Here is a 21,743-nt window from a genome sequence, read left to right as displayed (position 1 = left end):
GCGCGCTGATGAACCTCTCGCAGCGCTCCGCCGCGGCGGCCGCTGGCGTGCCGCACAGGTATCTCACGATCGTCGAGACCTCGGACGCGCGGATCGGCACCAACCTTGAACTTGTCGACTTCTACACCGCGGCGGGAATCGAGCTGCTTGGCGAGGCAGCCATCGGAAGCGAGATCAGCCGGGCCGGAGCCCGGTGGTCGGCCCCGGCTTCGCCGGACGTCGGCGAAGCCGGGAAAGCGGCGTTTCACGTCGAGGACACCCGGGTGTCGTTTCGGGCGGCGCGGGCCTTGGTGAACAAAGGGCAGGCCGAGATCGCCGAACTTGCCGGCCTGAGCCGGGCCACCGTGAAAAGCCTGGAATCCGGAAAGGTCTGGGAGGAGTCGCACCGGACGCTTCTGACGTTCTACCAAAACGCCGGTGTCGAGTTCGTCGGTTGGGGCGACCCGGTCACCAACGGCTATTTCGGCATAGGCGTCCGCTGGGCCTCAAAGGCGTCCGGGCGCGAATGTCCCCCGCATCCGGCCCCGCCATGATCGAGCGCGAGCCGGCACCCCACGAGCCCCCTGGAATCCGGCCTTTCGCAGCTACGATCCCGCCCGGCGCATTGCGAGCCGCCCGGGCGCTCATGGGACTCACGCAAACACAAGCGGCGGGGGCCATCCGTATCTCCCGTGCATCGCTGGCCGCTTGCGAGACGGGATCGGTGGATACCACGTTGAAGACCATCGCCGCGCTGCGGGAATTCTACCAAGGGCGTGGCATAAAATTTCTGGGACGGACCGACTGGGCACAAAACGTGGTGCACGGCTCGGGCGCGTACTGGCATTACCAGGCGGCGGTGTTGCGCCGCTTACCGCTACCCAAAGAGAGGAACTTCTCAGCCGCCAGGGCGCTTTTGGGACTTGAACGGCGGGAGGCGGCCGATGGCGCGGGCCTGACGTCGCGCCAGGTGGGAAACCTCGAGAACGGCGGGTCCTTTACCAAGAAGAGCCACGATTGCCTCCGCGATTTCTACGTGGGCCGCGGAGTGGAATTTCTGAGTGTTCTGGCTTGCCATCGGTTCGTTGGCCTCGGGGTGCGCCGGGCTTCTGATGAAGTATCCCCGCCGCAATCGCTCTGGGTAAACCGCGGCGACCACCTTTTCACACGGATTCCGACCGTCTGGAAACGAAACCAGTACAATTGGAGCTGATTTTGACCCGGTTTGCGCATCGTGCTTTCCTTTGTCGGTATCGCCGGACGAGGAAGGTGAACAGCCATGGCCAAGCGCCCGCCGCGCAGCGTCCATCCGCAACGTGAGGTCTGCGCCCTCACGGCGCTTTCCAGGCAGACGATCTTTGGCCTGAGGCAGCGGCGCTTGTTTTCCGAGGGATGGAGATTTGCGACCGGCCGCACGGTGTGGCCGGAGGACGTGATCCACCCCTTGCTGTTTGGAAAGCTAGAAGCCCGGTCCGCCGGAACCCGGCGGAGGCGGGTGGAGACGACGGCGGGAACGGCGATGCAGGGCGGCCGCGCCCGCATTCAAGACGGCCGCGACGTCGTCCAATCGGCTGGATTTCGGCCCTCGGTCCCTTGATGCGGCTGGGGAAGTGGGGGGGCGTGCTGTGGACCGGAGGCTCGACGAAGGCACTGCTGCGCGCCATTGCGGAGCAGCATTGTGAAGGTTCGCCGTAGCCCGCGCTCAGGGCCCGCATGCGCCAGCCGCCATGCGGGACGTCGGCCCGAACGGTAGGTGCCAACTGCGGAAGGAATATCCGATGCCAGGCAGGAAACGAACGCGGCGGCGGGTGCCGGACAGGAGAAAGTTGATAGCGAGGGATCCGCGCGGCTTCTACAGCATGAGGGAGACCTGCGAAATCACCTCGCTGTCGAGGGGTACGATCGACCGACTGGTGGAGGACAAGTTGTTTCCCGAAAAAGTCCCGCTGACGGACAATCCCCTCGGCCGCAAGGGCTTCCGGGTGTCGGAGGTCCTGAAGTGGCTCGCCGACCGCGGTTGACGCCGCCTGGGCGGCGTCTACCCGGAGCGAATGCCCGCCTTCTCGAGCTCCAGGAAGAGCTCGTGGGCCCCCGCCACCAATCCCCTGACGATCGCGTCGAGCGACAACGAAAAAAGCTTGCCCGGCGTTTCCATCCACTGCCGCTGCCACGGAACGTCGTAGTACGGACTGTAGGCCACCAGCTTCAGCAGGCCCGTGGGAACGTTCCGGGTCTCGACCCAGGTCGGCGGGACGTGGTCTTCCGCCCGGCCGCTGTCGGCGACATAGCGGCCGCCGCCGACGTACCGCATCCGCGTCGGCCTGCTCGTCTCCACGACCGCAAGCCCGATCGGCACGCCGAACACGGACACGAAGGTCGGGCGGAGCGGCGACCAGGGGGGGAAAACGCCCTTGCGCCGTCCGGCCCCGACTTCGGCGGTGTCGATCCTTGTCCGGACGAACCCCCTGGTCGCGGGCGCGATCGCCACCCAGTGACCGTTCTCCGGCGATTCGAGCCGCTTGAACAGGTCGCTTGTGAACCGCAGACACTTCTCGAGGCCGTCCTTCGAGCAGGCCATGTCGACCAGCCCCCTTCTTATGCCCGGCTTGAGATAGTATCCGTCGGGGCCGGGTTCGGCACGCCGCAACGCCTTCGCGGCGGGTTTGACGAGCTCGTGAAGCCGTCTGCTGTCCTGGAAATCCGCGAAGGTCAGAGGTCCCTGCGGCTGCGGAACCCAGCGCGAATGGTTCCCGTGCTCCGTCGGGTCGCCTGGCTTCCAGCCATCCTTCACTCCGGCTGACGGGGGCGGCAGCGCCGGCGGCGGTGGCCGCGGCTCCCTCTTGCCCCAATGGCCGAGCGGCGGCCGGGGGATTTCCAGGGCACTGCAGATCCGGGCGAAGATTTTGCCCGAAACCCCCAGCAGTAGTCCCGCCCTCTTGGCCGAAACCGACCAGGCCAGTTCGTGAAGCTCTTCCCTTGATATCACCCTGCCATCCCTGCGGCTCGCCATGTCGGCCTCCCGTCGCGCTCGCCTATTCGTCACTGTCCGGATCGTCCGCCCGGAAGCCGGCGGCGGAGCCGTCGAGCACCCGAAGCAGCCTGTCGGTGAATTGCCGCATCGCCTTCCGGCACGGCGCGATGAATAGGTCCTGGTTGTAGTCCTTCTTCTTCCGGTGCCCGATGACATACTCCGCGATCTCCTTGGGAACGCCCAGCTTCGATAGCGCCGTGCGGACCACCCGCCGCAGGTCGTGCAACCAAAAGCGGTCCATCGCCGATCCGGGCATGAGTTTGCGGAACTCCTCCTCCACCCGCGCGCGGAAGTCGTCCATGTCGTACGCGGTGTACGGCGTCTGGCCGTTCGTCACGCTGAAAACGCAGTCTCCCCAGCCCTTCGGCTGTCCCCGGCGCAGTTCCTCCAGCAGCGCGGCCGCCTCGTCGGTAAGGGCGACATACAGATCGCCGAGCTCGTTCCCGTGCTTCACCCGGTCCTTCGGAATGGTCCAGAGTTTTTTCCCGATGTCGATTTCCGACCACCGGATGCCCTCGCACTCGTCCCTGCGTCGCCCGCCCGTCAGCAGCACCAGCCTGTACATCGGCCCGTCCGGGTAATCCATCGCCACCGACGCCCGCCAGTACGCGCGCAGTTCCACCACGTCGAGCGTCCTCTCGCGAACCACCCGCACAAACTGCATCGACTCGGGCGTGACGTCGGCGACGGGGTTGCCCGTCACGTTGCCCGGCAGGCCGTAGGCTTGGTACCTGGACGCAGCGTTCACCCAGACGAAGAACTGCTTTATGAGGCCGAGCGCCTCAAACGCCCGGCCGGGAACGCCCCTGTCGCGTATCTTGTCGATCAGCGTGCCCACGTCCGCCTTGGTGACGTCCGCGAGGGCCTTGTCAATCCAGTCGTTGCGCTTCGGATTGAGGAATTCCGCGCGAAGGCAGTTGGCGTCCGCCGCGGCATGGCAGTTGCGTGTGCGGTTGGGTAGCCAGGCGATGTGGTCCTTCATCGCCGACCGGAAGGTCCTCCGCGCGTCCACGAGCGCCTCCCGCTCGCGCCGCTTGCCCTCCTCTCTCGGGTCCAGCCCGCGTTCGATCATCGCGTTCCATTCGGCCGCGACCTCGCTTGCGCGGTCCAGTGTCGTTTTCGGAAAGGTGCCGATCTTGAGGCGGGTCGGGTCGCGCTCGCCGGGACACCGGACGATCAGCTCGAACACCTTGTCCCGCCGCCCGATCCGGAGGAACAGGTTCGGGGTCTTTCCGTCGGACTCCTCGCGGCGCTTTTCGTTCCTCTTGAGGCGGAACTTCTCGATCCGCTGCGTGTCCAATGCGCGTGCTCTGGTCATGGCGGCACTCCTGGTCGGGTCAACGGTTGGTCAACGAAGTGGCGGCCGGAGGGATTTCCGGCGTCCGACGAGAAAAGCGCCGGACGCCGTCGAACGCAACGACTTCAGCGGGTTCGAGCAGTATGGTGACCATGGGCAATTTCGGCCCAGACCGTTCCCGCGCCTCATAACCGCTTGGTTGCGGGTTCGAGTCCCACCGGACCCCTTCTGACATAATCCGCCCGGCCGACCGCGTGGAACTAACACGAACCCTACGGGACCTTACCATTTTCTCATCCATGGCGAAGTGCGGATGATCCATCGAACTCGCGCAGGTGTTCCCATAGCCTCCCCCGAACGACTTGCGGCAATCTGCGGCCAAATGCTGGAGAACCTGATCCATCGACTTCGCCTCGCTTAGGCCCTAGATCATGATTGAGGTACCATCGACGAGAGCCACCCAATGTCCAAGCGAATAGCTTTACTTTCGGTTCTTCTGCTCACCTGCACTTCATCGGCTGAGGTTAGCGCCACTGAACAGGAAGCGGCGGAAAAGTTCTGCCGGGATCTTCAGGTTGGTGCAGACAGCATTTGCGTGGTTGACGCCGACAAGAAGCTGATTTCGATAAAGCGCCGGGTCTACGGGGAAACAGAACTTCCGGACTGCGGCAAGGTAGCGGACATGGGCAATAGTGTTTTCCCGACCAAGGCCGGGTGGACGCTGACCATTGACGTTGACGCCGATGGAAGGCGACAATCCGTATCCTGTGTCTTTGATTGAACTCCCTTGGCACAGTGCGAGAGCGTCGGCTGCGTGTCGGTAAGCCATTGCATGGAGATTGCGGCCCGCAATCGGAAGCACTAGTCCTCGACTTCCTCAAGTTTGTCAGCTTGCCCCTTGTCGATCGCTTCATGCCATGCCCTTGGAAATCACAGCTATCCGCTGAGGTGGGTGCGGCAGACAATCTCGACGCCTCCGCTCCTCGATCACGTCTAGACGGTGTCCTCGGTGTATCGACGCGTTTCATGTTGAAGGCCATTCCCGAGCGGTACTGGTCCTGGAAGTTGCGAACCCGACTACCGCTTCCATCTCGTCAATTCGCAGGATCGGGCCGGCGACGGCTTGTAGTATGCCGTAGAGCATCTTTTGCAGTGTCACCGCGTGTCGAGCGTTGTTATATCCGCCCTGGCAAGGGCGCACGCTGAAACTCGTTCAGGCAATTACCGTCAAGACCATTAAACGATTTTCACGGAACAGATTTACCATCCCACCAAAGTATAGGCGCAAACTTCCTCACTCGATATTGAGATTGAAGGCATTGTAGGGTGAGATGGCCCTTTCCAATTTATGGCGTTAGAATGCAGCGTTACCAGATAGAACCACTCGAAAATGGAAAGTGGGTGGTCACCGACCACCATACCGGGAAACAAATTTCCGACCTGGCGGGATCGCCTGAGAAGACGTTGCTAGAGGCGCAAGCCTTGGCCGATTTCCGAAATGCCATTTCCCCTCCCCCTGCGCAGGAACGTGTATCCACACGCCTGCAGACGCTCCGTCGAACCTGGGCGCTACTGACAGCACGGCGGACTGGATAGAGGGTGCTGATAGACGGGTTCTCCCCTGCACTGAAAAGGGCAGGATTGCCTGACTAGAGTGGATAAACGGACACTGGGAAAGTGAACACCGATGATGTCGGTCGGCGCCGTCGGATCGGCGCTGGTCGCGATCAGCTATTCAGCTGCGGCTGACTTCGAGTAGTGCATAGCTTGAAGGTCCTCGATCAGCCCCGGGCCCGTAGGATTCCAGTCGAGCTGCTCCCGAGTCCAGTCGCTGGAAGCTTGCATGCCAAGGCCGGCAAAGATCGACATCCATCCGAAATACGCTGGCGCGTCCTCGGTGGATAGAGACACCGTCGGCAGGCCCAAACCAGCGGCCACAGCTTCGGCAATATCTCTCATGGCAACCCCTTCCTCAGCGACGGCATGGTAGCGTGCGCCTTTTCGGCCGCGATCGAGAGCGAGAACATAAAGCTTAGCTACGTCGAGCACGTGTCCAGCCGACCACTGGTTGTTACCTTGGCCGATATAGGCAACCGACCCCTTTCCACGGGAGTGCTCGATAAAGGGGGTGACAAGGCCCTGCTTTGTTGTGTCGTGCACCTGCGGAAGCCGTACGACACGCACATCAACTCCGACCTCGAGCAGGGCGTTGGCGGCCTGCTCCGAGGCGATCCGCGGGATCGGATGCAGGGCGTTGAACACCGCTTCGTTGGCGGGCCTGCCGTCTCCAGCATCTCCAAGCGCGACACCGGAGGTGATCAGAAGCGGCCGGTCTGATCCCTGCAGGACAGACCCTAGCGCAGCGATCACTCGCCGGTCTTTCTCACAGTTCTCTACCATGTTCGAAAAGTTATGGTCGAACGCGGTGTGGATCACGGCGTCAGCCTTTTCTGCGCCGGCACGTAAGCTGCCAAGGTCTTCAAGGGTGCCGCGATGGGGTTCGGCGCCCGCCGCCGCCAGGGATCGCAATCCGGTGTCTGACCGTGTCAATCCGAGTACCTGGTGCCCTGCTGCCAGCAGTTCTGGAACGATGTGCGAGCCGATGAAGCCGGTCGCACCTGTCAAAAATACGCGCATGGGAGGTCTCCGAGATTGTTCTGGATCCCAATCTGGCATAACTTCTGTCCTGTTAAAGTAGTGACTTTATCATAGTATAATCTTCAACAGGATCGTCATGACGGAAATGGAAAACGCGCTCGGGACTTTCCTTAGGGACAGGCGTATGCGGCTAGACCCGTCTGCGTTCGGCTTCGCGGGCAGTCGCAGGCGCACGCCAGGTCTTCGTCGAGAAGAAGTGGCCCAACGGGCAAACATCTCGCCCACTTGGTATACGTGGCTCGAGCAGGGACGGGGCGGCGCGCCATCGGCCGATGTTCTCAACCGTATCGCCAGAGGCTTGATGCTGACGGAGCCAGAGCGTGAGCATCTCTTCGTTCTTGGCCTTGGACGTCCCCCGGAGGCGCACTATACGCGTTCGGACGAGGTCACCCCGCGACTTCAGCGAGTGTTGGATTCGATGCCCATGAGCCCGGCGATCATCAAGACATCGACCTGGGACGTCATCGCGTGGAACAACGCGGCCACGAAAGTCCTCACCGACTACGGCTCACTGCCACGCGAGCAGCGCAACATTCTGCGCCTGATGTTCACCAATTCCGGCATCAAGGCCGCGCAAGAAGACTGGCTCAGCGTTGCGCGCTACGTCGTGGGCGCATTCCGCGCCGATGCCATGCGGGCAGGTGCCGGGACGGAGATCACGCGACTGGTCGACGAGTTGTCTAGACTGAGCCCGGAGTTCGAGACGTTGTGGCGCGACAACAATGTCGCCGGGAGGGCGGACGGGTTCAAGCGACTCCATCATCGGACACAGGGGCTCCTTGAACTTGAATTCTCCTCCTTTGCGATCGAAGGGCGTCCAGACCTTGGCATGCTTGTCTATAATTCGGCATCGGCCGAAACATCGAGACGGATTGAACTTCTCGTCTCGGCCGATTGAGGAAGGACGCTTTCCTAAAGTTTGAGGCTGAACCTAGTGTTTAGTTCAGCGTGGCTGATGGGTTCTTTTGTGCCTCGAGCCGTGAGGCCGCGGCCGTATAGCCACCGCCCATTCCGTCCAGAAAGTGCAAATGTGACCCTCGAGCGCCGATTGGCACGAGGCAGGTCATCAGCGCGTGCGACTGGCGATGCAGCCCGAAATAGACCTCGCCCCGTTCTTTTGCCGAAGTTAGAAGCGCTTCGACTCTCTCGATCTGCTCAGGCGTACAGTCCAGGGTGAGGCGAAGGACATCGTCATACCTCCTGTAGTCCGAATTCAAAACGACGTCTGCCCATCCCTTGCCGCCGAGATAATCCTCGGCGTCCTTGCTGATCACAACATCGTCGGGAACCGGGCGCGATGATCCGTCCTCTGCACCAAGCGCGGCAAGCAATCGCCTTGCGAGGAGCGTGAAGGCCTCCGACCTTGTGTCCTTTGGCTCCACAAGAAGGGAAAGGATATCGCCGCGCTGAGTTGGGATAGGTGCCCACTCGCAAGTCAATCCTCTCAGGTCAGGCGTTGCGTATTCCGCGCATGGCAGTAGGGCATAATTTCCAGCCTTTATTTCCCGGTCAGCCCAGTTCAACCCGCCGCCAGCAAACATGGCATACGTGGCTGCTTCCGATGCGGCGAAATGCGCGACCTTCACGTCCCTTCCGGCCGCACGTATGTCTTTCACGGCCACAAGCCCGATTCTGAGATTGAGTTTCAACTGATCGCGAGCATAGCCGGCGACTCGCCGCAGAACGCTGATCGCAGTCTCCTTTACACCGGGGTCGAGCGCAAACGCGGCACCATCGCCGCGAAACACGAATGGAAAGTCGAAATTGCCGAGAGCATTGCCCAGCGCCGCTATGGCCGAAGCGCCCACGTAATTGACATCCTTGTAGTGTCCTCGCGCAATAGCGGTGGTTGAATCGACGACGTCGGTAATTCCAATCAACCAGTCGTCGGGCAACGGGGTGTACGTTCTCGTGTCCAGTAGTACGGCAAAGTCACTACTGGCTTCGAGTTGTCCGAATGGCTTGTCCATTGAAGCGTCCTAACCTCAAAGTTTGGCCGCCTGGCCGGCCAATGGAGGCAGGCCAGGCGGGTTTCTGTTTAGATGAGAGTTGTCACAACATCGACGTTGCCATGCGTTGCCTTTGAGTACGGGCAGATTTTGTGGGCGTCATCCAAGAGCTCGGTTGCTACTGCGGGGTCGATGCCGGGAACGCTGACATTGAGGCGAGCACTGAGGAAGTACGATCCATCCTCCAGATTCAAGTCGATCTCGGCGTCCACCGCGATTCCTGACGGAAGCTTGATGTGCTTCTGCGACGCCGCGTACTCGATAGCGCCCATGTAGCAGGCCGACCAGGCAGCCCCGAATAGATTTTCTGCTGCCGGATGTGGCTGCTTCATCTTGATGTCCAGATGGCCATCGCTGCTGCGTGCGCCGCCATCGCGGCCGTTTGTGTTGTGGGTCTTACCCGTAAAAAGAACCTTGTGTGTCATGGCGAAACTCCTCTGTGTTGGTTGAATGTCTGCACCGTTGTGCTGCCAACAGAGGTACTGCCGGACGACTGAAATCGCACGTTAGGCGTTGTTAGACGTTGATTGCCGCGGCCCTCCAACAAACAAGGATTAACAACGCCTAACGTGAGCGTCGGGCCTCCTCGGCGTAGGTATTTGGGCAGCACAACGGTGCAGACTCTCAATCGCCAATTCTCGAGGAGAGAGACCATGACCACCACCAGAACCGAAGTTATCGACCTGGACCGACGCCGACTTCTAGGTGCCGCGGCAACCGGCATTACCGCCCTCGGCATCGCAAGCCTATTGCCCGGACGCTTAGATGCGTCGAGCGATCCCGAAGCGATCCGCCCTTTCCGGGTCAACGTTCCAGAAGCTGATCTTGATGACCTACGCTATCGGCTCGCCCATACCCGCTTGCCGGAGAAAGAAACGGTGAGCGATTTCTCGCAAGGGGTGCCGCTGAAGACCATCAAGCAGGTATTACGCCACTGGCAAACCGCGTATGACTGGCGCAATGTCGAAGCCCGGATCAATGCCGTACCGAACTTCATCACGGAGATCGACGGCCTCGATATCCACTTCATCCATGTTCGCTCGAAGCATGAAAACGCGTTGCCGCTTATCGTAACGCATGGCTGGCCGGGATCGATCATCGAGCAATTGAAGATTATCGGCCCGCTGACCGATCCGACTGCGTATGGAGGCAAAGCCTCCGACGCATTCCACGTGGTCATCCCATCCATGCCCGGATATGGTTTCTCCGGGAAGCCTGAGGCCTCGGGCTGGGGGCCAGAGAGGATTGCAACCGCCTGGATTGCCCTGATGCGGCGTCTTGGATACGAGCACTTCGTCGCCCAGGGTGGCGACTGGGGAGCCCTTGTCACCGACATGATCGGCGTTCAGGCTCCGCCGGAACTGCTGGGCATTCATACGAACATGCCAGGGGCCATTCCGGAGAACATCAATAACGCATCGTTTGCGGGCGCGCCTGCTCCGGAAGGCTTGTCGGACGAGGAGCGGCGTTCCTACGACCAGGTCTTCTTCTACAAGCACGTCTACTACGCCTTCCTGATGGGAACACGGCCGCAGACGCTGACCGGATTGGCCGACTCTCCGATTGCTCTTGCGACATACATGCTCGACCACGATGCGCGGAGCCTTGAACTCATCGCCCGTGCCTTCGACGGCCAGGAGGAAGGCCTGAGCCCCGACGATGTTCTCGACAATGTCACGCTGTTCTGGCTGACCAATACAGGCGTGTCAGCGGCTCGTCTCTATTGGGAAAACAAGCTCGCATTCTTTGCGCCCAAGGGCGTCAAGGTTCCTGTCGCAGTAAGCGTGTTCCCGGATGAGCTTTACGAGACGCCGCGCAAGTGGGCCGAAGCCGCTTACCCCAACCTCATCCACTACAACAAGGTGGAAAAGGGCGGCCATTTCGCGGCCTGGGAGCAGCCCAAGCTTTTTGTTGATGAAGTGCGGGCCGGATTCCGCAGCTTACGGAAGTCTGGTTGACCACCACCAGGCGCGCGCACTGCGCGCGCCTCCCTCCTTACCGGGGTACGATCATGCGACATGTGCATACTGCCAAGACAGAGACGATTGGCAGCCGTGAGAATGGCTTCGCCCGCAGCTCGGACGGTGTTCTCGATATCAGGCTTTCAAATCCTGCCTGCAATCGGCCGGGCGCCAACCCGGAACAGCTTGTAGCGATCGCGTGGTCGGCAAGTTTCGCAAGTTCGCTGAAGCATGTCGCCGACCTCAGGCAGATCAAGCTCCAGGCCGATGTCAGGATATACGCCAACGTCCATTTATCCTCGGACGACCACGGATACGTCGTTGGCGTCTGTCTGGATATCTGCCTGCCGGGGCTGGATCGCGAGACTGCATTTATTTTGATCGAAGCGGCTCGCCTTGAGTGCCCATACTGCAGAGCAACTCGCGGGAACATCCAAGCGTTTTATAATCTCGTCTGAGCACTGAAGGTACGCAAACCGAATGTTGGCTCCGAGGAAGCCGTTGGGGTATAACGAACCCGGCGGAGGTGCTCAGGGGGAATGCCATGACGCGGGCTGGTGGCGATGCAGCAGGGGAGCTGTCCTTCGGCCCCTTTTGTTTGAACATCGGTCAGCGGCTTCTTGAAAAGGATGGTGTTCCTGTCGAGCTTGGAGCACGCGCTCTGGACCTTCTGATCGCACTTGTATCCACTCCGAACACGCTTTTGGGCAAAAGCGACCTGATGGCCCGGATTTGGCCGGACGTTGTCGTTGAAGAGGGTAACCTGCGCTTTCACATGACCGGTCTGCGCAAGGCCCTCGGCGATGGGCAGGATGGTGCTCGATATATCACTACTATTCCCGGCCGGGGCTACTGCTTCGTCGCGCCGATCAAAACAAACTCGACCCCTGCCCTGCTTCTCACTGATGGCGGAATAAAATTCAGGCATGCCAATCTTCCCAATCGATTGGAACGCATGGTCGGGCGCCAGCGTGACATCATTGATCTCTCGGAGAGGCTGTCGAGGTTTCCTGTCGTTTCCATTGTGGGGAGTGGGGGCGTTGGCAAGACCACCGTCGCAATTGCATTGGCAAACCATGTGGCGTCGACGTTCGATGGAGCGGCGGTACTTGCTGATTTCGGAACGCTGAGCGATCCATCACTCGTTTCGCCTGCCCTCGCGTCCATGCTCGGAATACCGGTCGGCTCCGATGACGTGCGACCCAGCTTGCTCGCCTATCTCCGTGACAAGCGTATCCTTCTTGTGTTCGACACCTGCGAGCACGTGGTCGAAACCGTGGCAGACCTTGCGGCAAGCATAATCGATGTCGCACCGCAGGTGCGCATCCTGGTCACGAGCCGCGAAGCTCTCAGGATTGAAGGCGAAAGCATCTACAAGCTCGACACCTTGGCCTGCGCTCCTGACGATCCGGAAATCACTGCCGAAGCCATCCTATCCTATCCGGCTTCCCAATTGTTCGTCGAACGGATTGCTGCAAGCGGCGCGACCTTTGCCATAACTGACCAGGACGCGCATATCATCGCGACGATTTGCCGGAAGCTCGACGGCATGGCCCTTGCGCTGGAACTGGCCGCGAGGCGGGTCGAGGCCTACGGCCTCACCCAGACGGCAGCCCTACTTGATCAGCATCTTGCCCTCGCCTGGGTGGGATCGCGTAATGCGCCGCCTCGTCACAAGACTCTTCAGGCAACGCTCGATTGGAGCTTCGGGCTGCTGTCTGAACCGGATCGCACAGTACTTCGGAGACTGGCGATCTTTGTTGGCGATTTCACGCTTGACGCCGCCTGGGAAGTGATTGCGACTCCTTCCCTCGATCGACCTTCACTCTTCGGGGCCATCGATAGTCTCGTTGCCAAGTCCCTTTTGAGCGCGAACTCGTTTGGCGCGATGATGCGCTATCGATTGCTCGATACCACGCGCGCCTACGCGCTTCATGGGCAAACTGAAGAAGATTGCGTGGGACTGGCGGAAAGCCATGCATCCTATTACCGGCGATGGTTGGAGCAGTTCGGCCCGGATTGGCCAGCGTTGTCCAGCGGACCGGAGCGACTGCCCTATTTCCTTGGCATTAACAACGTCCGTGCGGCCCTGGAATGGGCGTTTGGCGACAACGGCAACGCCGACATCGGCATCAGTCTTGCCGCTGCGGCGGTTCCTGTATTTCAGGCGATGTCGCTCTTTCCCGAATGCCAGCGCTGGTCCGAGCGCGCTCTTTCTGCAATGGGTGATCATCGGCAGGGAAGCCGTGAGGAGATGCATCTTCAGGCTGGTCGCGGAATTTCCCGCATGTATCTTGAGGGCGGCCGTGACACGCTCCCCGCGCTCACCAGAAGCCTCGAGATAGCAGAACAACGAGGTGACGCGGTCGATCAGCTAAGGGTTCTCGGCCCATTGAACATGTTTCATCTCCGAACGGGAGATTTCAAATCGGCGCTCCAATGTGGGTTTCGGTGTTCTTCTGTTGCTGAGAAAACCAAAGAGCCATCCGCGATGTCGCTTGGACACTTCTTTCTCGGCAACTCATTGCACTTCTGCGGCGAACTCGGCCACGCCAGGCTGGAACTGGAGGCCGCGTTATTGAGCGATCCGCTGCCGAGCCGCGTATCGGGCAGTTATGTCGGCTTCCATGGGCGCGGGCTAGCAGGCGGAATACTGGCAAGGAACCTTTGGCTGCAGGGCTTTCCAGACCGAGCGGATTCCCGGGCGCGGCAGACGATCAAGGAGGCAGCTGAAGCGGATCATTCGCTAACGCTTTGCATCGCACTCCTCGGTGGCATCACTGTTTTCCTTTGGCGCGGCGACCTAGACGGAGCGGAAGCGCACATTGACTGGCTGGTATCCCGCGCGGGGCTGCACTCCTTGTCGCCCTACGTATCGGTTGCGAAAGGCTTCGAAGGAGAAGTCGCCATCCGCCGGGGCGACCCCAGCGAAGGCGTCGATATCATTCGTCGATGCATCGAGAGGCTGCATGGGTCGAACTATGAAGTCTTCACCACCATGCTCGAGCTCTCGCTGATAAAGGGCTTGGCGGTGTTGGGCAAAGTCGACGAAGGCTTGGAGCGGATCGAGAATGCCATCCAATCGGTCGAAGCCAACGGTGACCTTTGCTACAAACCGGAACTCCTTCGCATGAAGGGGAACCTCTTGCGCTCGATTTCACCTTCGGATGAGGCACGAAGGAACATTGCGGCCGCCATCGACGCAAGTCGGAAGATGGGTGCACGAGGATGGGAATTACGCGCCTCGTGCGATCTCGCTGCTCTTGAAGCGGACTGCGGCAAAAAGAAAGAAGCCGCGGCCATCCTTCAGCCAATCGTCAATGAGTTTGACGAAGGCGAGACCACCGCGGATTTGAAGGCAGCTGAAGAAATGCTGACGCGAGCCGCATCATAACGCCGGACCCTCAATCTATTCGACCGGGTCACCTGCGCGATATATTTGATAAGAATCGAACACGCTCCATTTCGCATATCATTCGCCGCGCGGGAATGAATAACCGTCTGGTCCAGCGAATGTGAGTTTCCCGCCTACGTCGTCCCCCGTATGAAGCGCCCAATTTCGCGAACGGCCGCGTCCCACCACAGGGGTCGCACGCGTCGAATGTTTACTTACACGGCCCGCAACGCAGGCTCCACATTGTAGGCGTTACGAATTTTAGCCACTTCCTGGCTGGAGCCGAAGATGACCGGATCTTCCGAAACGGCAAAACTCACCGCTGGTGACTTTCGGCACGCGTCCAACATTACCTCGTTGGAGAGAACGTCCAGCGGCTTCTGGATTTCTCCTTGGATGTTGATGGCATCGGTTGTTCCCGTCAGTCCAGACAATGATGAGCTTCTCAAGCTGTCCGATATCTGCCTCGTAGCCTGAGTAATATTGCGCAATACGACGATCAGTTCATCGCTCAGCAATCTGTTCCTGTGGCCATCGAGGTATGCTTCGAATAAGGTCATCAGTCTGAATCCTTTAAGAATGAGATGGGCGATCAGTCGGCGTAAGAGCGTCAATCAGCGGACAAGGCGGTTAGCTGAGGTCGTTTCGACCAGCGGGGCAATGCGGAGGCGGGCCTTGGAAACCGAGCAGGCTTAAACCGCGATGTTAGAAGGAAATTTGACGGCCGTTCCGTATCTCCACAATGCGACGGGACTGAATGAAACCAGTTTTATTTCGCGCCGCAACACGAAATTTTGAAAGCCAAAATTAAAATCGATTAAAGTTTTTTTAATCGTTTTAGGTGCGTTACCCAGCCCCTGGCTTGCCATCGAACCTTCGCGGACTACAGCGAACGCGATTGTCGGGTTCTGGTATTTGTCGACACCTGAGGGCTGGTGGGATGATGGTGTCTCTGGCGCAACGCGCGGAGAAGGAAATCGATCAAATCCGCGGTTGCCGTGGGACGTCCGTTCCTGCAGCGCTGGACGAAGGCAGACGATGGTGCGGTAGCGTGCCGCGTTGTGTACTATGATCTAGCCTGCGCCTGAGAGTCCTGGCCTCTAGGCCCGGAAAGGAGAAATTTCCCGGACCCTCTGTTTCGGAAAGACCCTAGCGCCAAGGAAGGTGTCCGACTGTCACGTTGGGCGGACCGAGCCGCGACAAAGGCTGTTCAACTGTAGAGGCTCACTTCCGGAACCCTGTCGTTTAGAACGAACTCCCCAACTTCCTTGGCTTTGTAGAAAACTGGGTCGTGAAGCGTATGGGTGCGAACATTGCGCCAGAATCGATCGAACCGATGCCGCTCAGCGGTGGAGCGAGCCCCTGTCAGTTCGAAGACGCGTGACGTGATGTCGAGGGACACATGTGTCGCATGGACCTTGGCGGCATAGGCCTCTGCTGCCGCCTCCCCGCGCTCCCGTTCGCTTACATGATGCCCTCTGGCGAGACTGGCCTGGACGGCCGCTGCTGCACTGTCGGCCAGTGCGACAGAGGCTTTCAGGGCCGCGGTGAATTCGCCAATGCGTTCGAGGATATACGGGTCGTCTGCAGCGCGCTCGACGCCGGATGTAACCCAGGGTCGGGTCGTGGATCTGACGTAGTCGATCGCCGCCTGCAGCGCACCCTCTGCCGTACCGAGATAGAAATTGACGAAGACCAGCTGAATCAGGGGCGTGTTGAAGGTGGCAAGCACGGGTGGTGCAGCATGCGGCGCATCGACAAAATCCTCTTCATAGACCGGGAAGTCATGAAACTCGACACTGCCGCTGTCAGACAGGCGCTGGCCGAAATTATCCCAGTCGTCATTGGCGGTATAGCCTGGGCGACTTGTAGGAACCGCAAAACCGACAACCTCGCCGTCGAGGCTTGCGTTCGCGTTGATGTAATCTGACACGTGCGCCGCCGTGGAGAACGACTTGCTTCCGTTCAGCACGTAGCCCCCGCCGCGACGGGTCAGGACGAGACCGGGATCGCGTGGATTGACCGCAGCCCCCCAATAGAGGTTCCTGGCAACTGTTTCGTTCCCAAGGACGCGGGCTCGCGCCTCGTCGAACGCCCAGTAGACATACTGGCTGTTGACATAGTGGTAGCCGAGAAGCTGACCGATGGAGCTTTCGCCACGTGCGAGAATGCGCGTAAGCTTCAGCCCGTCTACCCAGTCCAATCCGCCGCCACCCGTCTCGGGCGCATGCAGGGCATTCAAAAGGCCGGAATTCTTGAGCTTGACGATCTCGGCAAGCGGCGGGCGTCCCTCCCGGTCAAGTTCAGCGGCACGCCTTGAAAGGTCGGCCGAAATGGCCTCTGCACGGGAGAACAAATCCTCCCGGCTAGTATTACGATTGGTTGCAAAGAGGACGTTAGACTGACTCATGGGGCAGACTCCGGTTCATGAAACGGCACCGGCGGGCGCATGTTGCCCCGCCGACGGATCGAAATTGGGCGCTTAGAAAAGCTTGTCCGGAATCCAGCTTGCGGTTGCTGCGTCGCTCGCGCTGAAGGCCGGAACCTTCTGAGCGAGGTCCTCAATGGTCTTGACCCCTGCCGCCCGAAGGCTCTCCTGGGTCAGCAGAGCCGGTTTGACGACGATCTGGTGCGGGACGTTCTCGCCCGCAACCTGGAGCGCGGCCGCGCGAACGGACACGGCGCCGACAACTGCCGGATTGGTTGCGACGGTTGCCACCCAGGGGCTACCCTCTTCCGTGATCTCCTGAATGTCTGCCGTCGAAACATCAGCAGAATAGATTTTCAGCTTGTTTGCTATGCCGAGATCGTTCGCAGCGAGCTTCACGCCGCGAGCAAATTCGTCGTAGGGCGCAAAGACCACGCTGATGTCAGGGTTGGCCGACAGGGCCGCCTTTGCCTGATCGGCTGTCGAGGTTGCAGTCGTGTCATTGACGACACCGAAACGCGCCTTCTCCAAAACGCCTGAATTTTCCGATCGGAACTTGTCCCAGACCTCGTTGCGACGATCGAGTGGCGCAAAGCCAGCGACATAGGCATAGCCCGCGCTGAAATTCCTGCCGTTGTCCTTCACAGCCTGGTCGAGCCCCAGTTGTGCAAGCTCGTGATCGCTCTGTTCGACCTGCGGGATCTTGGGGTTGTTGAGGTTCACGTCGAAAGCCACGACTTTGATGCCCTTGTCCAGCGCCTGCTGGGCGACATCTGCGAGCGATTCCGGCAGGCCGTGATCGATCACAATGGCCGAGACACCGAGGTTGATCGCTTGCAGCACCTGTTCGCGTTGCTCAGCAGCGTCCTGGCGTCCCGGGAAGACACGCAGGTCGATATCGAGCGATCTTGCCTGCGCCTCGGCGCCGGCCTGATAAGCCTGGAAAAAGTCTCCGGCGGAAATATAGCTGATCAGTGCTATCTTAACGCCGCCCTTGTCGAAGGGAGCGGGTGCACCGGCAAGGCCCCCGGCAAAGGCCGCGTCCAGGACGAAGAGTGGGATGGCGGCGCTCAAGGCGAGCCGTGCAAGTAGTTTCATCGTCGCGTTCCTCTCAACATTCGAAAGCGTCGTCTGATGGATTGCAGATCCCCGCGACGCTCGAATTATTAGATATAAACTCTATGTTTTTAGTAGATTAAATCATCTGATTTTGTGCGCCTCGAGAGATTGTTTGTTTCGTTGGAAAGACCTGCCCGGCAAAGGCTTGCCTGGAAATTCGGCCTGCCCCCACGTCAATATCAGCCGCACAAAGTCGATCGGAAACGCCGCGATGCCACTTCTTCATATTGGACACCTGACACGCAGCTTCGGTGCGACCCGCGCGCTGACGGGGGTCGATCTCTCCATCGAGAGGGGAGAAATTGTCGCTCTGATGGGCGCAAACGGCGCCGGGAAGTCGACGCTCGTCAAAATCCTTTCAGGCGTACTAGCTCCCGACAGCGGCGTGATCAGCCTTAACGGAGTTCCCTTTGCGCCAAGGACGCCATCAGAGGCGGCCCACGCTGGCATCGCAACAGTGCATCAATCGACGGACATCGTCGGCGCGGCCGGCCTCACTGTGGCAGACGTGCTCCTCCTTAATCGCCTTGCAGAGCGCAAGACGCCGTTTTTCGTCTCTCGTCGGAGCCTGCGTCGCCAAGCGCGGATAATGCTCGACGCTCCCGGATTTTCACTGCCGCTTGATCGCGATTTCGGCGATCTTTCCGCAGCCGACCGCCAGCTTGTGGCGATTGCCAGAGCTCTCGCGGATAAGGCAGAGCTACTCATCCTAGACGAGCCGACTGCCAGCCTTTCAGGCGACGAGAGCCGACGCCTGTTCAACATTCTTCTGAAGCTGCGTTCACAGGGACTTGCGATCCTCTACATTTCCCATCGTACGACCGATCTGGAAGCCATCGCGGATCGGGCTATCGTGATGCGCGGTGGCCAGGTCGTCCGCAGTTTCCGTCGGCCGATCGACTTTTCAAGCGCAATTGAAGCGATGATTGGTCGCCGGCTCGAGGTGGCACGTCCAAACGCTGGTGGCCAGGACGGTCGTCTCGTATTTGAGATGCGAAACGCGCGGCTTGTGCCGACGAGCCTACCCTTTGACCTGACGATAAAAGAGGGAGAGGTTGTCGCAATCACCGGGGCACTCGGTGTCGGCAAAAGCCGGCTGCTTTCTGCGATCTTCGGCGCGAGCAGGCTTGCTGGCGGAGAGATGGTGCTCGACGGACAACCGCACGCACCGCGATCCCCTGCCGAGGCGATCGCAGCTGGCGTTGCAATGGCTGCGGAAGACCGCCACCGCTCGTCCTTGATGCCGGAGGGATGGCCCGGACATGCCCTGGCAGCCACCATCAGCCTTCCACACCTGGCGAAATGGTATCGCCGAGGTTTCCTCTTTGGAGACCGGGAGCTGCGCGAGACAGACAAGGCAATTTCCCGTCTCGGAATCAAGGCGTCGGATCCCCTGGCCTCGATCTGGAGCCTTTCCGGCGGCAACCAGCAGAAGGCTGTGATTGCCCGTTGGGAGGCGGAGCCTGGGCGGTTGCTTCTGCTCGACGAGCCGTTTCAGGGTATCGATGTCGGCGCACGACGCGACATCATCGAAGCAATCCGCGCCCGCGCCGACCGTGCCACTTTGATCGCAACCTCCGATCCGGAGGAAGCCTACGAGGTAGCCGACCGCATCCTGAACATTGATCGCCATACGCTCTGGCCGATCGCAACCGCCAATCCGGCCACTCAGGGAACCTATGCATGACGATGACCGAGCAAACCACTTTGACCAAGGATGAAGCAGCATTAGTAGGCGATCATCAGGATAGATTAAGCCTGAGTACGCTCCTTCGCTCTGCCGCGGTGTTCATTCTTCTGGGCCTCATGCTTGTCGGTTTTGCCCTTGCCGAGCCGGCTTTTATCAACCTCGGCAATCTGATGAGCATCCTGCAAGCGGTATCCGTCGTCGCAATCCTCGGGGCCGGCGTCACGGTAACGCTGGCTGTCGGCGGCTTCGATCTTTCGATCGGCGCAGTTGCTGCTTCAAGTGTCATGGCGGCAAGCTACGCCATGATCGTCTGGCAACTGGACGCCTTTGCGACTGTCCCGATCGTCCTGGCTCTCGGCGCGGCAATCGGGTGCATCAACGGATTCCTTATAGTCAGACTGCGCGTGCCCGATCTTTTGGCCACACTTGCCATGATGTTCCTCTTGTCCGGCCTACAGCTCATTCCGACTGCGGGTCGCTCCATCTCGGCCGGGCTTGTCCTGCCTGATGGATCAAAGGCCACAGGTGGTTATGATCCGACCTTTCTACTTATCGGCCGCTACAGCGTCTTCGACACAATTCCGGTCTCTGTGCTGTTGATGGTGCTTGTCGCCCTGGTCCTCTTTGTTCTTACCGAACGCACACGCATTGGACGCCTACTTTATGCAACCGGTGGCAACGAGGTGGCGACACGGCTCGCAGGCGCATCTCCCGCTCGACTGAAGACGCTTGCCTATGTCATTTCAGGCACCCTTGCATCTCTCGGCGGAGTAATAATCGCCGCCCGCGTCGGACGCGGCGACGTGTCCTCCGGTGGTTCGTTGTTGATGGATGCCGTTGCCGCCTCGCTGATCGGCTTCGCGGTCCTCAATCTTCGTCGCCCCAACGTGCTTGGAACCGTGGTGGGGGCAGTCTTCGTCGGCGTGCTCCTGAACGGCCTGACGATGCTCAACGCGCCCTACTACACGCAGGATTTCGTCAAGGGCGCAGTGCTGGTCGGTGCCCTGGCACTCACCTATGGCGTTGGCCGCAACGTGGATCGCTGAGGACAGGTGGCCACCCTTTGAAATTTTCCCGCGAGGCCGCCCTTTTGGAATGACGTTTCTCCTTAATGATTTAATTCCATATATTTTATGGATTACTTTGAATGAGAGGGCTATTTCATGACTAACGAAACGGAATCCGGCTTCGGCCGCCGCGAAATCTTGAAACTTGCGGCCGTCGCGGGCGCGACATTTGCAGGGGCAGGCGTCTTCGCTTCGACATCGGCAAGCGCTGCGGAAGGCGAACTTTCGCTGAAGGGCAAGCGGGTCGCAATCAGTGCTACCGGTACCGACCACTATTTCGATCTGCAGGTCTATAACGCCCAGATCGAAGAGGTGAAGCGGCTCGGCGGTGAGCCGATTGCTGTCGACGCGGGACGCAACGACGGCAAGCTGATCGCCCAGTTACAGACGCTGGTCGCTCAGAAGCCGGACGCGCTCGTGCAGATCCTCGGCACCCTTAGCGTCATCGACCCATGGCTGAAGAAGGCCCGCGACGCTGGCATCCCGGTGCTGACGGTTGACGTCGGCTCAACCAATTCGCTGAACAACACAACCTCTGACAATTGGGGCATCGGCAAGGATCTCGCCTTGCAGCTGGTCTCCGATATCGGCGGCGAAGGCAACATCGTCGTCTTTAACGGCTTCTATGGCGTCACACCTTGCGCCATCCGCTACGACCAGCTTGTCAATGTCATCAAGTATTTCCCGAAGGTGAAGATCCTTCAACCGGAGCTGCGCGACGTCATCCCGAATACGGTCCAGGACGCGTTTACGCAAATCACTGCGATCCTCAACAAGTATCCCGAAAAGGGCTCGATCAAGGCGGTGTGGTCCGCCTGGGATATCCCACAGCTCGGCGCCACGCAGGCGATCGCTGCTGCCGGCCGCAACGAGATCCGCACCTATGGCGTCGACGGCAGCCCCGAGGTTCTTCAGCTCGTTGCCGACCCTAAGTCCCCGGCCGGCGCTGACGCTGCCCAGCAGCCGGCTGAGATCGGCCGCATCGCGATTCGAAACGTCGCCAAGCTGCTGGCCGGCCAGACGCTGCCGCGAGAGACGTATGTGCCTGCCCTCCTCGCAAACAAGGAAAACGTTGGCGAGATTACCAAGAAGCTCGGCATCGGCTGATTA

20 protein-coding genes are annotated in these 21,743 nt (G+C 60.0%); 11 read left to right on the top strand and 9 right to left on the bottom strand.

What is annotated here, in order from left to right; all coding sequences use genetic code 11:
• The first annotated feature begins 8 nt into the window (after positions 1-8).
• The 4 genes from JNB88_RS09445 (at position 9) to JNB88_RS09430 (ending at position 2,000) form a co-directional block, all read left to right on the top strand.
• Entirely contained in the window at positions 9-533 is a 525-nt protein-coding gene (locus tag JNB88_RS09445; RefSeq protein WP_223217135.1) for a helix-turn-helix domain-containing protein, read from the top strand.
• A complete protein-coding gene (locus JNB88_RS09440) occupies positions 506-1,192 on the top strand; it encodes a helix-turn-helix transcriptional regulator (protein WP_338110980.1) in 687 nt (228 codons plus the stop codon). Before JNB88_RS09445 ends, JNB88_RS09440 begins: the two co-directional genes overlap by 28 nt.
• 66 nt (positions 1,193-1,258) lie before the next feature.
• The gene (locus tag JNB88_RS09435; protein ID WP_220355227.1) at positions 1,259-1,576 is read left to right on the top strand and encodes a hypothetical protein; all 318 of its coding nucleotides are present in this window, start codon (positions 1,259-1,261) and stop codon (positions 1,574-1,576) included.
• A 181-nt stretch (positions 1,577-1,757) separates the two neighbouring features.
• Positions 1,758-2,000: a helix-turn-helix transcriptional regulator gene (locus JNB88_RS09430; protein ID WP_220355226.1), complete on the top strand. Its 243-nt coding sequence runs from the start codon at positions 1,758-1,760 to the stop codon at positions 1,998-2,000.
• A 17-nt stretch (positions 2,001-2,017) separates the two neighbouring features.
• Here the strand turns inward: JNB88_RS09430 and JNB88_RS09425 are convergent, their stop codons facing one another.
• From JNB88_RS09425 to JNB88_RS09410, 4 genes are all read right to left on the bottom strand, one after another.
• A complete protein-coding gene (locus tag JNB88_RS09425) occupies positions 2,018-3,022 on the bottom strand; it encodes a hypothetical protein (protein WP_220355225.1) in 1,005 nt (334 codons plus the stop codon).
• Positions 3,012-4,328 carry an integrase arm-type DNA-binding domain-containing protein gene (locus JNB88_RS09420; RefSeq protein ID WP_220355224.1) on the bottom strand — a complete coding sequence of 439 codons (1,317 nt, stop codon included), beginning with the start codon at positions 4,326-4,328 and terminating at the stop codon, positions 3,012-3,014. The genes JNB88_RS09425 and JNB88_RS09420 overlap by 11 nt, the downstream gene beginning before the upstream one ends.
• Positions 4,329-4,818: 490 nt before the next feature.
• The gene (locus JNB88_RS09415) at positions 4,819-5,064 is read right to left on the bottom strand and encodes a hypothetical protein (protein WP_220355223.1); all 246 of its coding nucleotides are present in this window, start codon (positions 5,062-5,064) and stop codon (positions 4,819-4,821) included.
• A gap of 974 nt (positions 5,065-6,038) precedes the next feature.
• The gene (locus JNB88_RS09410) at positions 6,039-6,944 is read right to left on the bottom strand and encodes an SDR family oxidoreductase (protein ID WP_220355222.1); all 906 of its coding nucleotides are present in this window, start codon (positions 6,942-6,944) and stop codon (positions 6,039-6,041) included.
• Positions 6,945-7,041: 97 nt separating this feature from the next.
• Here JNB88_RS09410 and JNB88_RS09405 point away from each other — a divergent pair, with 97 nt between their 5' ends.
• Entirely contained in the window at positions 7,042-7,863 is an 822-nt protein-coding gene (locus JNB88_RS09405) for a helix-turn-helix transcriptional regulator (RefSeq protein ID WP_037129441.1), read from the top strand.
• Between the two features lie 40 nt (positions 7,864-7,903).
• On the opposite strand, the gene JNB88_RS09400 is transcribed toward JNB88_RS09405, so the two are convergent.
• Both JNB88_RS09400 and JNB88_RS09395 read right to left on the bottom strand, forming a co-directional pair.
• A complete protein-coding gene (locus tag JNB88_RS09400) occupies positions 7,904-8,935 on the bottom strand; it encodes a DUF3095 family protein (RefSeq protein ID WP_220355221.1) in 1,032 nt (343 codons plus the stop codon).
• A 68-nt stretch (positions 8,936-9,003) separates the two neighbouring features.
• Entirely contained in the window at positions 9,004-9,399 is a 396-nt protein-coding gene (locus JNB88_RS09395; protein ID WP_220355220.1) for an Ohr family peroxiredoxin, read from the bottom strand.
• Between the two features lie 228 nt (positions 9,400-9,627).
• On the opposite strand from JNB88_RS09395, the gene JNB88_RS09390 reads away from it, so the two are divergent.
• The 3 genes from JNB88_RS09390 to JNB88_RS09380 all read left to right on the top strand — a co-directional run bounded on the left by JNB88_RS09390 (position 9,628) and on the right by JNB88_RS09380 (position 14,329).
• A complete protein-coding gene (locus tag JNB88_RS09390) occupies positions 9,628-10,932 on the top strand; it encodes an epoxide hydrolase family protein (RefSeq protein ID WP_220355219.1) in 1,305 nt (434 codons plus the stop codon).
• A 53-nt stretch (positions 10,933-10,985) separates the two neighbouring features.
• Positions 10,986-11,393: an Ohr family peroxiredoxin gene (locus JNB88_RS09385; protein WP_220355218.1), complete on the top strand. Its 408-nt coding sequence runs from the start codon at positions 10,986-10,988 to the stop codon at positions 11,391-11,393.
• An 86-nt stretch (positions 11,394-11,479) separates the two neighbouring features.
• Positions 11,480-14,329, top strand: coding sequence for an ATP-binding protein (locus tag JNB88_RS09380; protein ID WP_220355217.1), 2,850 nt, complete (start codon positions 11,480-11,482; stop codon positions 14,327-14,329).
• Between the two features lie 215 nt (positions 14,330-14,544).
• Here JNB88_RS09380 and JNB88_RS09375 read toward each other — a convergent pair whose 3' ends face one another.
• The 3 genes from JNB88_RS09375 to JNB88_RS09365 all read right to left on the bottom strand — a co-directional run bounded on the left by JNB88_RS09375 (position 14,545) and on the right by JNB88_RS09365 (position 17,855).
• On the bottom strand, positions 14,545-14,889 hold the full coding sequence (locus JNB88_RS09375; RefSeq protein ID WP_220355216.1) for an FIG domain-containing protein: 345 nt from the start codon (positions 14,887-14,889) through the stop codon (positions 14,545-14,547).
• A 650-nt stretch (positions 14,890-15,539) separates the two neighbouring features.
• On the bottom strand, positions 15,540-16,739 hold the full coding sequence (locus JNB88_RS09370; RefSeq protein ID WP_037129426.1) for an acyl-CoA dehydrogenase family protein: 1,200 nt from the start codon (positions 16,737-16,739) through the stop codon (positions 15,540-15,542).
• 72 nt (positions 16,740-16,811) lie between these two features.
• On the bottom strand, positions 16,812-17,855 hold the full coding sequence (locus tag JNB88_RS09365; RefSeq protein WP_220355215.1) for a substrate-binding domain-containing protein: 1,044 nt from the start codon (positions 17,853-17,855) through the stop codon (positions 16,812-16,814).
• 232 nt (positions 17,856-18,087) lie between these two features.
• Here JNB88_RS09365 and JNB88_RS09360 point away from each other — a divergent pair, with 232 nt between their 5' ends.
• The 3 genes from JNB88_RS09360 to JNB88_RS09350 all read left to right on the top strand — a co-directional run bounded on the left by JNB88_RS09360 (position 18,088) and on the right by JNB88_RS09350 (position 21,740).
• A complete protein-coding gene (locus JNB88_RS09360) occupies positions 18,088-19,563 on the top strand; it encodes a sugar ABC transporter ATP-binding protein (RefSeq protein WP_220355214.1) in 1,476 nt (491 codons plus the stop codon).
• Positions 19,560-20,612, top strand: a complete 1,053-nt coding sequence (locus JNB88_RS09355; RefSeq protein WP_220355213.1) for an ABC transporter permease — start codon at positions 19,560-19,562, stop codon at positions 20,610-20,612. Before JNB88_RS09360 ends, JNB88_RS09355 begins: the two co-directional genes overlap by 4 nt.
• A gap of 117 nt (positions 20,613-20,729) precedes the next feature.
• A complete protein-coding gene (locus JNB88_RS09350) occupies positions 20,730-21,740 on the top strand; it encodes a sugar ABC transporter substrate-binding protein (RefSeq protein ID WP_220355212.1) in 1,011 nt (336 codons plus the stop codon).
• The last annotated feature ends 3 nt before the right edge of the window (positions 21,741-21,743 follow it).

This window comes from Rhizobium cauense (genome assembly GCF_019511525.1).
In the GTDB taxonomy this organism is placed as follows: Bacteria; Pseudomonadota; Alphaproteobacteria; order Rhizobiales; family Rhizobiaceae; genus Rhizobium; species Rhizobium cauense.
Note: the sequence above shows the minus strand (reverse complement) of the source record. Positions and strands in the feature narration are given on the sequence as shown.